Source organism: Halarchaeum nitratireducens, from assembly GCF_017874695.1.
In the GTDB taxonomy this organism is placed as follows: Archaea; Halobacteriota; Halobacteria; order Halobacteriales; family Halobacteriaceae; genus Halarchaeum; species Halarchaeum nitratireducens.
Genome location: NZ_JAGIKY010000025.1, coordinates 1 through 16,800, shown reverse-complemented (window position 1 = coordinate 16,800; position 16,800 = coordinate 1). Strand labels below are relative to the sequence as shown.

Genomic DNA, 16,800 nt, shown 5'->3' with positions numbered 1-16,800 from the left:
CGTCACCGGTGATCTCCAGACCGCTGGAGTCCTCAACGGTGATTTCGAGGTTTTCGGCTTCCTGGAAGTTCCAGTCCGCGGCGACTTCGAGGTTCTGAGCGTTCTGCTCAGAGACCGAGCCACCGGAGATGTCCTTCCCGTTCTGGTTGTTCACGTCAAGCTGGGTGACACGCGGCGTGTTCACCGTCACACCGGGCGAGCCGGACTCGCCGTCGGTCGTGTACCGACCTTCAGCCTGATCCTGCGGGACCGGCGGGCTGAGGATCGTCCCCTCAGCGTTCCCGGCAACGCCCGTCAGCGAGCTTCCGAGACCGCCCGCGAAGGTGAGGTCCTCCTCACCCTTGTAGACCGTCGCGCCCGGGAAGATGTACACTTCCGAAACGCCGTCCGTCGGCGCTTCACCACTCCCGTCCGCGTTCGCCGCACGGTGGTCCGCACCACCGTCATCCGACGGCGTCGTCGTCGACGAGCTCGTCGACGTGCTCGTCGTCGTGCCACCCTGCGAGTCAACGGTCACAGAGGCGCCGTTGGACGCAGAGACGTCGTAGGACTGACCGCTCTCGTCACCGAGAGCATCAACCGTCAGGCCGAGGTCCGCCGAGCCGGCGGCCGCGCCCGTGACGGTCACCGTCGCGATGGTGACTTCACCGGTCTGCGCCGTGTCAGCGAGCGCAGCGGTCACGTCAACGGAGGAGTTGTCGGACGCGTAGGAAACATCCGTCTGTCCGGGGTCTCCGTTGAGGGAGACGTCAGTGATGGTAGCTGCGGAAACGTTACTCGAACTGAAGGTGAAAGTATACGCACCAACGCCACCGTCGGCATTTGCGACGACGACATCATACGTCGCCGTGTTGCCGGCGGTCACGCTCTGGCTCGCAGGCTGTACGTTAACCTGCGTTGTCGAGGCAGCGGCTGCACCGCCAACCCCGAAGGTCGCCATAACCGAGACGACCATGAGAGCCGAGAGTGCGATACTCCGAATCTTATTGCTTGTCATGTTTGAGTCATACCAGCCTGACCGATGGGTCGGGACAGACTGGGTTCGCCGTTTTGTTTGGACACAGGTGGTAAGTACTTTGTGTTAAACACAGAGGGGACTGGACACCACGAAAGCATGAGAACAGGAGTGCTAGGGAAGGGATTATACGGCTTCTAAGACTGCTATCGGTCAATCTGGGTTCGAGGGAGAAGAACAGCAACGAGCGATAGCCGTACTGCACACAGCAGTGGTGGTCTCCACGCGGTGACGAAAAAGGCGGTAGGTGCGCAGCTAACTCGTGGCGGTTGAGAAGAGGCGTTGGACGTCAACGACGTCAACGGTACCGTCACCATTGATGTCGAACGCCGCCGAGTTCTCACGGACCGTCGCGCTCTCACGATTGGTGAAAAGCGCCTGCACATCGACGGCGTCGAGGCTGCCGTCACCGTTGACGTCCTCGTACGTTCCGTCGCCGTCAGTATCCGTCGGCTGGCCGTCACCAACAACGGAGTCGGGCGGCGTCGTAACGGACACTGTCGTCTCAGTCGATTCTGTGGTCCGGTACACCGAACCATTTTGATCGCCCACACTGATCTCACTGAGCGCCAACGTCACGTTCCCACTCTGCGCACCGGAGAGCGTCACGCTGGCGAGCGAGGGATTTGGCTCGGAGATGGAAGCCAGGGATACGGATACTGTCGCCGTCGCGGGGTCAACAGAGACGTTCTCGAGACCGGGGTCACCGGCCGGTGTCACGGATTCGAACGTCGCAACGCTTGCGTCAGAGAGTCCGAGCTCAAACTCGTACGTCCCGACACCATCAGTGAAGTTGGTGCCAGTAATCTGTAGCGTGCGCGTCGAGTTCGTACTCACGGATGCGTTCGTCGGCGTAATCGAGAGGGTGTGTGCCGGCGGTGACGAACTGGTCACGGAGAGTGTCGCATTCGAGAGTGTGGACACGGTGTACGATTCGCCGGTTTCGTCACCGAGTGCGGAGAGGGAGAGGTTGAGGCCGGTCGAGCCAGCGGCGTCGCCACGGACGGTGATCTCGGCGATTTGGACTGACCCGGTCTGAGCCGTGTCGGCGAGTGCGGCACGAAGCTGTACCGAGTCGTTCTCCGCGCCGTAGGTGGTGTCAGTTTGGCCTGGGTCCCCGCTATAGTTGACCGCGGTAATCGTGCCGACGCTCCCGTTCGCAAGCGCGGCTGTGAACGTGTACGCACCGATACCGTCCGTGGTGTTGTTCACTACGACCTGGTACGTCGCCGTCTCGTTCTCGTGGACGCTCGTCGAGTCCGCGTGTACGTCGACTGTCGTCGTCCCGGCCGCCGTCACCGCTGACGGGACCGCGACGACACTACAGACGACGAGCACGGCGAGCACGAGGGCGCGTCTGGAGTAGTACACGCTCAGTAACACGGCGGGCAGATGAAAGAACCTTTCTCCGAAGACGATCGCCGAACACGGCCCACCACAAGCAGCCAGTCGATCTCGTTTTGAGTAGCAGCCATCGCGTGCGAGGCAACTGGTACACGCAGCCGTTAGAGAGGCTAGCGATGGACGGGCTCACACGTGGAGGACTTGATCCCTAATGCAGCGTGACGACGACGCTGTCGCTCCCGATTAGCGCGCGAAAGAAAAGAACGGAAGTCGAGTTCGTTCTGCTTAGAGGGACGCGAACAGGGCCTGCACGTCAACGGCGTTGACCTCACCGTCGCCGTTGATGTCGAAGGCCGCGTTGCCGGAAGCGGCATCGAGGTTGCTGAACAGGGCCTGCACGTCGACGGCATTGAGTTCGCCGTCGCCGTTGACGTCCTCGTACGTCCCGTCACCGTCCAGGTCCTGTGCGGGCGTGTCACCCACGAGAACCGGCGCGGCGGACGCGTTCGTGATGGTCAGCGTCATCGACTGCGTGTTGACCGGGTCGCTCTGGTAGTTGAGCGCACCGGTAACCTCGTAGTCGCCAGCGCTGGCCGGGTTCTGGACGTCGTCGTAGACGATCTCCACGACATCGCCCTGCTGAAGCTGCGTGTCTCCCGTGAAGGAGAGCTGCAGCGTGTGGCCGTTGTTGGAGACGGAAGCCTCCTGAACCATGACGCTGTCACCGGAGACCGTCACCGACTGGATGTTGTCGATGCCGACCTCGCTGACGTCCGTCATGGAGTCACCAGCCGAGTAGTCGATCTCGATGCCGTTGAGCGAGTCACCAGCGGAATCCGCGGTGACCGGCAGCGTGACCGAGTGCGTCGACGTGGTGTTGTTCGTCGCCGGGTCGGCCGTGATCGAGGCGTTCGCGTAGCCCTCGATCGTGACGTTCGCCGACGCGTTGATGAAGGACTTGCTGTCCGTCGGGTCCTTCGAGGCGACGACCGTGTAGTCGCCGGACTCGTTGAACTGGACGGACTTCGTGCCCGTGATGGACGTCGTCTTCACGACGTCGTCGCTCGCGTTGTAGACCGTCAGCGTACCCTTCACGGAGACGCCAGAGACGTCGCCGCGGTTCAGCTCGAAGGAGACGCTATCACCAGCGTACGCGGGCAGGTCGTGCGCGCTGAGCGAGAGCGCGACCTGCTGGCGCGCGTTGATGGTGTCAACGGTGACCTGGTTGCCGGAGAGGTCGTTCGTGACGTTGATGTTCACCGTACCGGTGTCCGGCGTGAACGTGAAGTCCACGACACCGTCCGAGTCGGTGTCCTTGGTCTTGTCCACACCAGCACCGTTCAGCGTGACACTGCGCTGTTCGAGACCGTCGCCGTTCGCGTCGCGGACGACGAAGGTCGTCGAAGTCTGCGTGTCAGGCGCGACCGATTCGGGTGCGCCCGTGGTGATCTCGCCGACCGAGACGTTCATCGCCGTGACGTAGGAGGACGAGCCACCGGAGGCGTTCGTGGCGAACTCGATGCTCGCCGGGTCCTCACCAACGATGTCGGGCGTGACCGTGATCACCTTACTCCCGTTCGCGTCCACCGACGTGTCGGTGGACTTGTCAGAGTCGATCGAATTCTGGGAGATACTCGTATTTGCGGTGATGTTGTGCGGCGTGATCTGCAGCGTCGCGCCCGGGATGACGTCGCCCGTGCGCGGGTCGGAGACGGTGACGTTCACCGGACCGTTCTGGGTGGCCTCGGTGAAGTTGTCAGCCGTCATGTTCGTCGAAACGGCCGGAGCGACGACGCCGTAGGTGGCTTCGCCGCGCTGGCCGCTATTGGTGACGGAGACGTTGACGTCGGCGTCCGCCGAGGGAACCGTGAGGTTCGCCTCGATGGTGTCGACGTCGCTGTTACCCGTCGTGTTGATCGTCGAGACGTCAGCGACAGGGATCGATTCCCCGTCCTGCTCCGCGCTAAGGCTACCTGCCAGGGTCTGAAGGTCGCTCCCATTGACCCGTTCGCCGTCACGCGTGACGTTGAACTGCACCGTCTGTTCCTGGCTCGCGAGGAGCTGGCCGTTCGGTGCATCGGACGTGATGTCGTAGACGTCAACGCCCGTGACCGAGAGTGCGTCCGTCGCGTTAACCGTCAGGTCTTTGTCGGGGTTCCTGACCTTGAGGTCAACGTTGCCAGTGTTCTCGAAGGAAACACCCTCAACAGCGTAGATGCCGTTGTTGGTGTTGATCGAGCGCGTCGGCGCCCCGGAGCCGGAACCGAAGTGCGCCTGACCCTGCTGCGCGTTGATCCGGAGCAGGCTGAACGTCGAGTCCGTCTCGCTGACGTTGAAGACGTTCTTGTCGCTCCGGAAGCGAACGACACGGTTGTTCTGCGGCGTGCCATCCTTCAGGATCTGCACGCTAACCGTCGAGTTGTCGCCAACCTCGGCGCTGGTAGGCGTGAGGTTCTCGTAGTTGTCACCAGTGACGGTCACGTTGACCGTCTGCGTGATGTAGTCCTCCTGATCCGTCGAGTAGGCCTCAACCGTCAGCGTCGCGGTGCCGGCCTCGGACGGGAAGACGGTGAAGTCGACCGTCCCATCAGAGTTTTCGCTGCCGTTGATCGTCTGATCGGCAACATCAATGCCCGGACCTGAGAGAGAGACCGTCGCGTTCGCGAGCGCACGCCCCGACGCAGGGGCCTTGTTGTTGCTCCCGACGACGGTTGCCGAGACAGTCGACGAGGGACCGCTGTTAGTGCCGTTAACGTTAATCTCGGACGGGACACCCGTCACGAAGAGGTCCTGATCGGACTCCTGCGTGGCGAGTTCGTCGCTTCCCGTGAGGTCGAGCGTCGCGAACGTGTCCGGACTCGCAACCTCGTAGCCCGAGGCGGTATCGGACTCGTTGTTCTCAAGCGTGACCGTGACGTCCGACGTGTTCGTCGTCGGCGTCGCGTTGAACGTGACGTTGCCAGCCGTGGCGTTGACGTGGAAGTAGGACGTGTTCCCGTTCGACGTCGCGGCGTTAAGCAGCGTCCCGTTCTCGATGTTGTCCGAGTTGATCGTCCCGTTGAACGGACCGGTGACGTTCAGGTAGTTACCAGTGGGGTTCGACGAGTTCGACCAGTCGGTCAGCGGCGCGCCGGTATCGCCATCTGCCGTGACCGTGTAGTCGTTGTCGAAGCCCTTGAGGTTCGTCTCCTCAACGGAGAGGGAGACGTCCGCGTCGGCCGGGCCGACGAAGACCGTTTCAAGGGAGGTGTTCGAGCTGTTCACGACCGAGTAGTTACCGGCGTCGGCAACCGGCACATCGGAGAACTCGAAGTTCCCCTGCGAGTCGGTCGTCGAAACGCTGATGTTCGAGCCGCCGCCGTTCTGGAAGTTCAGCGTCACGCTGCTCGCGGCGTCACCCGTCGACGAGTTCATCAGCGTGCCGCTCACGGTGACAGTGTCGTTGTAGACGGGGTTCTCCGGCGTCGTGGTCAGCTCCGAGATGTAGTTGCCCTGCGTGACCGAGACGTTCGCGTATCCGTCGTTGTTGGAGACGTTGAGCTCGGTCGCGCTAATGTCGGGGCTCACCGTGACGGTGTAGTTCGCGTCACCGGAGTCGAACAGGCTGGTGACGGAGAAGCTGTCGGAGCTCGTGCTGCCGGTCTTCTTCAGGTCGTCGCCACCGGCGAGGAGCGCGTAGTTCACGCTCCAACTGTCAGGCACGTTCGACAGCGTCGCGTTCACGGTCGTCTCCTGGCCGGCAACGACCGATGCCGGATCGAGGGAGACATCCAGGTTGACGTGGAAGCCGTCACTGAGCCCGGTCGTGGAGTTCGTGTTGTCGTTAACGTCGCTCGCGGAGGCACCGATCGTGTAGCTGCCTGCCGGGAGCGGCACACTCAGATTGACGTACTCAGTCTTGTTGTTGTCGCCGTCGGTGAAGTTCGACGCACTGACCTCTTCGCCCATCTCGACAGCGCCGTCGGAGACGAGCGTGTACGTCGTGTCCGTGTTCTGGTTCGTCGCGTTGACCGAGATGGAGTTCTCAGCGACCCGAGTGTTGTCGGACACCGAGACGTTGACCATGGCGTTGTCACCATTGGTCACGTTCTCAGTCGACTCCGAGAACTTTGGGAGAGTCCCGTCACTATTAACAGAGATATCAGGACTCAACGACTGTGAGACATCGTTACCGTCCTTACTGTCATCAAGCGCTGCACTGATCGTATATGACCCTCCCGAATCGGGGGTACGGATATTAAGGTCAGCCTTGACGTCAGCAGAGACGTTAGACGACCACGAGGAATCATCTGGGGAGACGTCAATCGTGGCCGTCTGGCTACCGTCATTGTTGTCAATTATACTAACGCTACTGGTGATTGAAATAGTACCACCAGAAGAGTTATTCTGGACGGAGAAACTGTTGGCCGAAAGTTCTCCCCCATTATCGAACCACGTCTTAGGGAACGTGACGTTTATCGTATCAGTGGTCCCATCATTACTGACGTTGTTCAGACTGAAATAAACAGCGTAATTATTGTACGAGGATCCAGGATCTAGGGAATTATCAGAGAACGTATCTGCACTCCCGAAGGTACTGCTGGAGCTCGCACCGCCAGACAGACTCTGCTGTCCTGACGCCGCCGCCGCCCCGCCGGCAAACGCGATGGTGCCGCCGAAGACGGAGCCGATCATGAGCAGCGTGAGGACGAGGGCGCGCGCCTTGCTTGAGCGACTACTCATGCGTCACCTCCGTGGTTATATACGATCCGTCACGCGCGTGAGCGCGATCGACGCGAGTACGTGTGTCGTGTATCATGGGTTTCTAGTTACAGCCTCCGCTGCACTGACAAAAGGGACAAACCACCCGAACCACATATAGCTTACTGTGTCAATGGCCCGCAAAACACCGCGAGAGCGCGTGTATCGACTGAATTAGGAGTGGCATAAGTGGCCGCATTCGGCCACAGACTCCGTATACGCGGCGGTTAGGAATCGACTACTGGGTCGAGAGGACCACCGGGACCGGCCGTCCCGGCGCGGTGGGACGCGGGAGCGGCGACGGCTCGCCGCCCCTCACGTGCTTCCCCCTGTGGTCAGTGCAGCGGAGAAGCGTTTCCGTATCTCGGTGTGACAGGTATATGTTTTGTGGGTGGTACGCTGTCGGTGGAGGCGACCAACCGCGAATATCGTCGTCGAGTGCCGAACCCCGACGCCGATGGACGGGATGGAGAGTCACGACGACGGCGCGGACGCGCAGGACGAGTAGCGGACTTCGCGGGGAGGGCACCACACGCGTGATCACGATGGCGGGTCACGACCCGGGTGTGGTGCGCACCGTCCTCGTCGGTGTCGACGTCGTCCCCCGCGGCGACGCGTCCGGGATCGGACACCACCTCGTGTGGCCGCGACGACCGATCCGTCTCACTCGGCACGGGCGTCCGCGCGTCCCCCGTGGCGTCAACATGAGGGGGCGTCTCGGTGAGCGTCGCCGTGTCCGTCTCGCGCGTCGCAAGACCGTTTCGTGTGTCTCGTTGAGTAGTCCGTGCGGGGCGTCGACGCCGACGGTGATCGCGCGCGACGATAATGTACGCCTCGGTGGTCGAGATCCTCGGACGTCGCACCGACACGCGCGCAAGTCGACCCGAGAAGAGTGTGCGCACGCCCTCACGCGTGCGTGCGAGTACGTCAAGTGAGAAGCGTCGAGCGTTCGAACTCACTCGCGGTCGCGTTTTCGGATGGTCCGGCCGACTGCCGATATGATGGATCACCTGTGCCCTGAGGTGATACTTACTGGATCGAAGCGGACGGCGACAGTGAGCGTCACCACGCGCCGCCGCGACGACGCTCGGACCGCCACGACGAGGGGATGCAGTCGGCCCGACCACCGAACGACGACTCGCTCGCGTATCGAGTCATCGATGATCGAGATGCGACGGAATCCGGGATCACGTGCGCCGCCGGTCGGCATCGCAGCTCGTCGCTCCCGGATGAGTCTCGACGAGTGCGAACATTGTGAGAGCCGCGCGCGTCGTGCGCGCGGTCAGGTCCTCGCAGAAAGTGAAACCGTGCTGTGTCTCGTCGTGCCGGACCATCCAATGGGCGTACCGAATCGATGCGTGGAGACGCGTTGCGTACGATTCGATCGAAAATAGCAGTGTGAGAACAAGAGATCGACCCCGTCGGAACCAGCGGATCGATCCACGTCGTGATCTCGCGGGGCTGACTACGGCGTGTGACCGCTGCCAGAGGAGAGACACTGGACGCATTCCGACGTAGAAGTGTCGTCTCTCGTTCATAAGCGATGCACTAAGTGGGCAGAATATAACAACTAGGTGCAATATGGACGTGAGACACGCGCTCACAATCGCCATGGTCGTGGTCGTAGTAGCTGGGACGTTACCGGCTGCTGCAGCCGGTGGCACGGCTTCCAATGATGGACCGATCGAAGACTTTGCCGCACCGGATGATGCGGGAAATCAGAGTGATAAACCAACACACGAACCTCCGAGAGGGAACGCGACGGCTGACGGGCCAGTCACCAACGATATGGGTACCGAAGACCAGCGCGATAAACCGACTCACGATCCCCCGACAGGGGATATGACGGCTGACGGGCCGGTCGCCGACAGTATCGGTACTGGAAGCTCGATCAACGCCATGGGCGGCGTTGCGATCGACGGAGAGAACCATATCGTGTACGCAATCCAGAGTGACGATATCATCGCATTCGATTTGGATACCGGAGAGCTAATCCACGGTTTCGCCGCACCTGACGGGGACAATAAGGGACTCGCATACGGTGCCGGCTCGCTGTGGTACGCCGATGGGGCCGCCGATGCGTACGATGGTCGCGTTCTCGAACTCGATCCCGAGACGGGCGAGGTACGCTCAGAGATCAACATGGCGTACGACCCGTACGGGCTCGCGTTCGGTGATGGGTCACTGTGGGTCGCCGACGTCACCGCAGCACCGAATGCCGTCCACGAGGTCACTCCCGACGGAACGCAAGTCGGGGAGTTCGGCATCGACGGTCCGGCGGGCTCAGCCGGCCCGGAGGGACTGGCCTATTACGACGGGTCGATCTGGACGGGGACCAATCAGGCGCTCTTCGAACTCAGCTCCGACGGGAACGTGATACAGAGCATTGACGAACATGACGTCGGATACACCGGACTCGCAGGCACTGACGACGCACTCTACGGTCCCGACGCGAACGGAAACGTCGCCGTCATTCGCGGGAGCGCCGACAACGGCAATGATCGGTTTGAGCCGAACGACGCCTTCTCCACCGCACAGGACATCACGACGGGGACATACAGTGACTTACAGATCGTCAACGGCGAGGGAGACGTGTTCGCCATCCAGGCACAAGCGGGCGAACAGGTGAGGGCGTCGATCGACTTCGATCACACGGTCGGCGATCTGGACCTAACGCTGTACGATCCCGATGAAAATGCGGTCAACAGCAGTGCCTCTACGAGCGACGGTGAAACGGTGTCGACCACCGCGCAACAGGACGGGACCTACTACATCGATGTCTACGGCTACAGCGGCGCGTCGGCACCCTACTCGCTCACCATCGACAAGACGAGCCTAAACGACCGATTCGAGCCGAACAACGCCTTCTCCACCGCACAGGACGTCACGACGGGAACGTACAGTAACTTGCAGATCGTCAACGGCGAGAGTGACGTGTTCGCCGTGCAGGCACAAGCGGGCGAGCAGGTGAGGGCGTCGATCGGCTTCGATCACTCGGTCGGCGACCTGGACCTGGCGCTGTACGATCCCGATCAGAGTGAGGTCGACAGCAGTACCTCTACGAGCGACGGTGAAGCGGTGACGACCACCGCGCAACAGGGCGGGACCTACTACATCGAGGTCTACGGCTATAGCGGCGCGTCCGCATCCTACTCACTCGCCATCGACGAGGCGACCCCCGATCGTGAAAACGACCGGTTTGAACCCAACGATCAACCGGAGACATCGGTCCCGGTTTCCGAAGGCACCATCGACAACCTGATCGCCACCCCTGATGATATCGACGCATTCACCGTCAACCTAACTGAGGGACAGCAACTGGCGGCGAGTCTCGACCCCGAACTGAGCGATAGCAACCTCGATCTCCAGTTCTTCTATCAGTCCAGAGATGGTACGAGATTGGTCGCGGAAGACGATAACGAAGACGACCAACTGAGTATCGACAGGGTGGCGAGGACGGGAACCTACCACGTCGTGATATTTGCTAACGACGACAGGACGATCCCGTACAGTCTCACTATCGACACCGGCGACCGGAACACGGGCGTCAGCGCGCAGAATGGGGTTGCAATCGATGAGGGGAACGACATCGGCTACACCATCCAAAATGGCGAGATCGTTGCGTTCGACCTGAACACCCACGAGCGGATCGACAGTTTCGCCACACCGGACGGGACCGATCGCGGACTCGCATACGGTGCCGGCTCGCTGTGGTACGCCGATGCGGCCACCAGTGCGTACGACGGGCGTATTCTCGAACTCGACCCTAGGACGGGCGAGGTACGCTCAGAGATCAACATGGCGTACGACCCGTACGGGCTCGCATTCGGTGACGGGTCGCTGTGGGTCGCCGACGTCACCGCAGCGCCGAACGCCGTCCACGAGTTCACCCCCGATGGAACGCAAGTCGGACAGTTCAGTATCGGCGGTCCGGCGGGCTCATCTGGTCCGCAAGGATTGGCATACTACCATGATTCGGTGTGGGTCGGCACTAACCAAGAGCTGTTCGAGCTCGATTCAGACGGGAGCGTCACACAGCGTATCAACGACCACGACGCTGGATACACCGGGCTCGCAGGTACCGATAGTGCGCTCTACGGTCCCGGCGAGAACGGCGATCTGACCGTCATTCGTAGCGACACGACCCGATCTGACGGCGTCACGGTCGATTTGGTTCCGGCGGAAGAGACGGTCGGAACGAGTTCGACGACGACGGTCGACGTAGTCGTCGAGAACGTAACCAACGGCGTCGGTGCCTACAATCTCACCGTTAGCTCGACTAACGTCGCTGTTGCACAACTGGTCGACGTCGCTGTGAGCGGTGATCCCGGAGCGTCCGATGTCACGATTAGAGACGGCGGCGCTTCGGTAACGGTCAATTCAGCACTCGCTGATACCACCAACGAGGGCGATGTCAGAATAGCAACGGTGGCCGTTCAGACCGGGGATTCCGGCTCAGCCGAGCTGAGTGTGTCACCGACGGAACTCGGCGACGAAGCGGGGGAGGCGTACACCGTCCGCGGAACGAACGGGGCGACCCTACAGGTCCAGCAGTCGTCAGCACCGACCCTACCCGGTGCTGAAGGGCCAGCGACGGACGTGGACGGAGATGGCACCTTAGAGGACGTGAACGGTGACGGTGCCGCGACCGTTATCGACGCTCAGTTCCTGTTCAGCAGGCTAAATAGCGATGCAGTTCAAGAGAATCCAGAGTCGTTCGACTTCAATGGTGATGGGTCGGTGAACATCGTGGATCTTCAGGCACTGTTCAACGAGGCCACCTAACTCCGTTGGCGACGTGCGAACGCGGATGAAACCCACACCTCGCTATGAACAGCGAGGTGGGGAGAGTCCATCCGTTCCTCGATAGCCACGTTATCCCACCAGAGACGCCGTTTCCGACGAGGTACGTGTTTCCTCGGTGAATTCGGGAGAGATATGTCGGCTATTATCTGATTCACGGGGAGAATGAGGTTCCCACGAACGTGCTTATTGGTCGTTGTGCGTACTGGTATGAATCCACTGATCCGCATCATCTAGATGCGACACCGGGATCGAAACGGCAGCGACGGATGGTAACAATGTCGAGGTCGTGTAGTTAACCCACGTGTACGACTTCTTCGAGTCGTGAATGAACAATCGAACCACCGAGCACGCCAGTCGCTCTCTCCAACACCAACGCAGACGTCTCCGAGACGGCGGATAGCGTACCATAGATCGGAAGCCCGGTCGTATTCCCGGTTCTAGCTTACTGAGAAGACAAGAGAAATGGCGTTATATTCGTTTATCGGATGGACACGAACAAAGATTGAACGTCGACGACGTTGACGTCGCCATCGCCATTGATGTCGAACGCCGGGTGACCGGCTGCAGCCGCTTGGTTACTGAAGAGCGCCTGGACGTCCACGACGTTGACCGTTCCGTCGCCGTTCACGTCTTCGTACACTCCGTCACCATCGGGGTCACGGGGTGGCGTGTCACCGACGATCGCCGGCACCGTCTGCGTTGTCACGACGAACCGCCCCGAGTTCGTATCGAGTGTATACTGGGTTCCCGCTGGCGTCGTCGCAGTAGCGTTCGAGACCCTGAGTGACGCAGTTCCTGTCGTTCCCGCGGCGATGGTCGCTGTGCCGAAGTCGCCGTCGTGTGAGCTATTCATGGCTGTCGCAGAGATCGCGATTGAGTCGGTGTCGGTACGTGTAACCGTCCCCGTGGTGCCTGTCGGTAGATCGAACCCACGAATCGCGACGACGTTGGGGTCCGTCGTCTGCAGCGTTAGCGAATAGCTTGCGACCGTCGTCGGGAACCCCTGCGGAACCAGATCGACGGTCGTCGTCGCGTTTGGCGTGACGCGCGTGGTCGCGGGCGAGACGGCGATCGTCCCCGTCGGTGTCCCGACGTCGAAGACCGCGCTCGCGTTCGCCTCCGTGTCGACGGCGCGGGCCGCCACACCGTACGTCGCGTTCGCGAGCGCCCGCTGATCGAGGCGGAGCGTGACGGTCGTCCCGACGTCCGAGAGAGCGAGCGCGTCGGCCGTGCCGTCCCCGTCGGTATCGACGGCGGTCGCGTTCGCGGGCGACGGGGCGAGGGCGGCGGCGAGGTCGGTGGACGCGCTCGCGTCGGCCGTCTCGAAGCGGGCGGCGTCCCACGCGAGGACGAGGTCGTATCCCGAGCGGTTCGACGCGACGGCGAGAGTCCGCGTGCCGTCCGACGCCGACGTCGAGAGCGAGAGCGATTGGGACCGAAGCGTGAACGCGGCGTCCGCGACCGTCGTGGTGTCCGTGACGGAGCCGTTGGCGACCGCGAGCGGCGTCCCGTCCGATCCCGTGAGCACGTATCGGCCGGTCAAGCCGGTCGTGTTCAGCACGGCGACACCATCGTCGTCGTTCACGGGGACGGACCGGACGGCCGCACCGACGGACCCGTCAGCGACGCGGTGCAGGACGTCAGTACGTCCCGACGCGAGGAAGTCGCGGACGTAGAGGGATTGGCCGGTCCACGCGGTCCTTCCGCTCTCCAGTCGCGCGTCGAAGTCGTACTGATCGGCGACCGGCGTCTCGAGCGTGCGGACCGCTCGACCCGCGTCGAGCTTCCCGTATCCCGAGGCGACATCCGGACCGGGATCGCCGACGTCCATCGCCGACGTGTGTAACAGCTCGGTGACCTCGGCCGGGGAGAGCGTCGGGTCGACCCCGAGGAGGAGTGCGACGACACCGGCGGTGTTCGGCGCGGCGGCCGACGTCCCGTAGAAGGGGTTCTTCACCGACGTCGCCACCCCGTCCGGCGCGAGGACGTCCAAGCCGATCCGCCCGTCGTTCGTCGGCCCGTGCGAGCTGTACGGCTCCTCATCACCACTCCGAAGGCTGTACGCACCAGCTGCGAGCACGTGATTCCCGACGGCGGGCGCGGTCAGGCTCCCGCGCGCGACGGGATACTGAAGCGGACTATCGCTCTTCGAGAACAGCTCGAGGGTCCGAACGGCCGGCGTCGCGTCGTCCTGTTTGACGATCACGACACCGTACACGCCGTCAGTCGGTGCGCGGGCGGTGATGGATTCGGTCGGCTGGCGAGCGCCGTCCTGAGTGCGCCGCGACGAGGCGACGGTCGCGAGCCCCGAATCGGTCTTCCGAACCAAGTAGAGGTCGTAATCCGACGTCGCGGTCGGCCAGTCGTTCCATGTGAGCGAGAGCGAGAATTCGTGGCCGGCGCGGACGGTCGTCCCGTTCGCGAGGGCGTTCACCTCGTAGGGGCCATCGACGTTCACGAAGGCATCACCGTCGGGATCACGTGGCGGTCCCTGCCAGTGCGCTTGGGCGTAGTTGCCGGCCGAGTTGACCCAGACGATGCCGTCACTGACCGCCCGATCGGCGGTCTGTGAGACCGGACCAGTCCCGTCGAGCGGCTGTTCGAAGAAGCTGACCGACATCACGATCACGTCGACGTGCTGGTGCCGAAGCCACTGCACCGCCCGCCGATAGCTGACCGACGTCCCGAAGTTCGTGACGTAGAGCGACGCACCCGGCGCACTATCGACGACGAGTTCAGAGACCGCCGTCCCGTGTACGTCGTCGCCACCGTTGTCGATTCCGCCCGAGAAAGATCGGACGCCGGCGATGTGCCCGGACAAGACCGGATCGGTGGTGTCGATACCACCGTTAGAGAGGACACCGATGGAGACACCGGACCCATCGATTCCGCGACGACGGAGCGCGTCGGCATTCATCGAGCCGACTTGGGGTACGAACGAGGCGTCGGCAGACGAGAGGAGTGGGCGATGCACGTCGGTGACGAACGAGAGCGCCCGGACGGCGTCGGCCTGCGAGTCGGTCGCGCGGAGCTCGACCTGCGTATCGACGACGTACCGGACGCGCGCCCCCGTGTCGTTGATCGTGTCGAGTCGCGCTGGCGTGGTGTCGGTGACGGTCGCGACGAAGAGGGACGTGGTGTGAGACTGTGCGGTGAACGGTCGGTCGCCGGAGGACGTCTCGGCCGTCAGCGGGAGCGTTCCCCACTGTGTCGTGACCGAGGCGTTGACGACGGGGTTCGTCCGATTTCCCGTCGTCGATGACTCGTTCTCCTGCGAGACGTTGACTGGTGTGTCGCTGGACCAGTCGTGAGTGACGGAGATAGCGTCGGTCGCCGTCGGCGCGGGAGCAGGACCGGACGCAGCGGCCGGAGTCGCAAGTAACACCACACAGAGGAGGAGAACCGGGAGCGTACGGGTCAGCATATCGAGAGAAAACACGGGGGAGTACATAGGTGTTCCTCGTAGCCGACAGGTTCCCCGGCTACGGGAGGCGCGCACGACGTGGACTGTCCCGCTGTACCGTCGCACCGAAGAAAAGAACCGCGGATCCGCAGACCGGTTTCGCCGGTCAGTCGTGGGTCGGTAGGTATCGCGGCGAGCAACGAACGTCTCACGCGCCCGCTCCGCGAGGCGGTGACGTACTCGACGCTGTAAACGTTCTCCACGCCGACGAGCTCGGCGGTGACGGCAGCGTGGTAGCCACAAACATCGTTCCGACTTCGAGAGCCGTCTCGCCCGCACAGAGGGCGAGCACATCCCCCGGTAGCGTCGTCGAACGCACGCGTCGTCGGCGTGGACGACACTACGCGGAATCCCGGATCGAGAAGGGCGGCGACGGACCGCCCCGTCTTCTTCCTGACGAACTCGGCAGATCGGAAGGGTGGATTACCACCGAGCCGTGCTGGAGTACCCAGCGTCCGCAATCTGCGAGCCGGACACATATAGCTTCGGAGAGAGCACGACGTCGCGTTCGTGCCGACGTCCCCACCCACGACCGAGCACTGCCGACCTCGTCGCCGGCAGTCCGTACCCGCCCGTCCGTCGTCGCGCCGGCTGTACGTCCAAAATCGACCGCAGTCGATCGGTTTGTCGGTACGGATAATTCGGCGTCGTCGCGATCGAGACAGAGAGGGGGTGCGCCGTCGAGTCACGGATGGACGATCGATCGCGTCATCCCCGATCCGGCCTCCCCGGGCGTCGAGGCGCCGATTAGACGAGAGACGATGCGAACCGACCGGCGATGCCGTGCGTCCGCCACCGCGTTCGGCCACGCCGCCCGCTCTACGCTCCTCTCGCTACCGACCGAACCTGCCGTCTTCACCCGGTCCTTGCGGGGAGTAGGACCGGTTTGGGTCGCGTCGACGCGGTGCATCGCGGACGTACCAGCGGAAGCGCTGCACGAGGCGGACCGGTCGACCCCGAGATCGCCGTCACGGTCGACAGTGTTCGACCGCGACGGCGTGCCTATTTCGAAACAAGAGGCTCTGATGAATCCACGCTCCGAGAGCGCGTCGCCCGGATCCATGAAGAGGTGGCGCTCACTGCGAGACATCGCTATGGCTCTCGATGTCTTCAGAATTCCACGCTACGAGGATTCGATAGAGCGCACTACCGAGTAGCGTCGTCGGAAAGAAAGGACCGCGAAGTCGCGTGACCGGTTTCGCCGGTCAGTCGTATTGCGTTAGTTCTCGCGGCGGAGCGCCAGCAGCGCCGCACCAGCCAGCGCGATCAGCGCGAGCGCCGCGCCGAAGCCCGGCGAACTACCGCTCGACGTCGACGTGCTCGTCGAGCTCGACGTACTCGTCGACGTACTCGTGCTCGTCGACGTGGACGTACTCGTGGACGTGCTCGTCGACGTACTCGTCGAGGTCGACGTGCTCGTCGAGGTTTCGAG

Annotated in this window: 5 protein-coding genes and 4 pseudogenes; 1 reads left to right on the top strand and 8 read right to left on the bottom strand. The window is 62.5% G+C overall.

Features of this window, described 5'->3' with window-relative positions; translation table 11 throughout:
- From J2754_RS15875 to J2754_RS16805, 5 genes and pseudogenes are all read right to left on the bottom strand, one after another.
- A pseudogene (locus J2754_RS15875) lies at positions 1-682 on the bottom strand (hypothetical protein); the annotation flags it as partial.
- A gap of 231 nt (positions 683-913) precedes the next feature.
- A pseudogene (locus J2754_RS16810) lies at positions 914-997 on the bottom strand (surface glycoprotein); the annotation flags it as partial.
- Between the two features lie 273 nt (positions 998-1,270).
- Entirely contained in the window at positions 1,271-2,386 is a 1,116-nt protein-coding gene (locus tag J2754_RS16675; protein WP_211087992.1) for a dockerin type I domain-containing protein, read from the bottom strand.
- A 258-nt stretch (positions 2,387-2,644) separates the two neighbouring features.
- A complete protein-coding gene (locus tag J2754_RS15865; RefSeq protein WP_245333103.1) occupies positions 2,645-6,445 on the bottom strand; it encodes a beta strand repeat-containing protein in 3,801 nt (1,266 codons plus the stop codon).
- A 543-nt stretch (positions 6,446-6,988) separates the two neighbouring features.
- Positions 6,989-7,081 (bottom strand): annotated as a pseudogene (locus J2754_RS16805) (surface glycoprotein); the annotation flags it as partial.
- A gap of 1,599 nt (positions 7,082-8,680) precedes the next feature.
- Between J2754_RS16805 and J2754_RS15860 the strand changes: the two are divergent.
- Positions 8,681-11,884 (top strand): pre-peptidase C-terminal domain-containing protein, encoded by a 3,204-nt coding sequence (locus J2754_RS15860; protein ID WP_211087990.1) that lies wholly within the window; start codon positions 8,681-8,683, stop codon positions 11,882-11,884.
- Between the two features lie 499 nt (positions 11,885-12,383).
- Here J2754_RS15860 and J2754_RS15855 read toward each other — a convergent pair whose 3' ends face one another.
- The 3 genes and pseudogenes from J2754_RS15855 to J2754_RS15850 form a co-directional block, all read right to left on the bottom strand.
- Entirely contained in the window at positions 12,384-15,329 is a 2,946-nt protein-coding gene (locus J2754_RS15855; RefSeq protein WP_211087989.1) for a S8 family serine peptidase, read from the bottom strand.
- Between the two features lie 174 nt (positions 15,330-15,503).
- Positions 15,504-15,657 (bottom strand): annotated as a pseudogene (locus J2754_RS16365) (protein-L-isoaspartate O-methyltransferase); the annotation flags it as partial.
- 930 nt (positions 15,658-16,587) lie between these two features.
- Positions 16,588-16,800 (bottom strand): PGF-CTERM sorting domain-containing protein (locus J2754_RS15850; protein WP_211087028.1); only part of this gene is annotated, 213 nt, incomplete at its 5' end.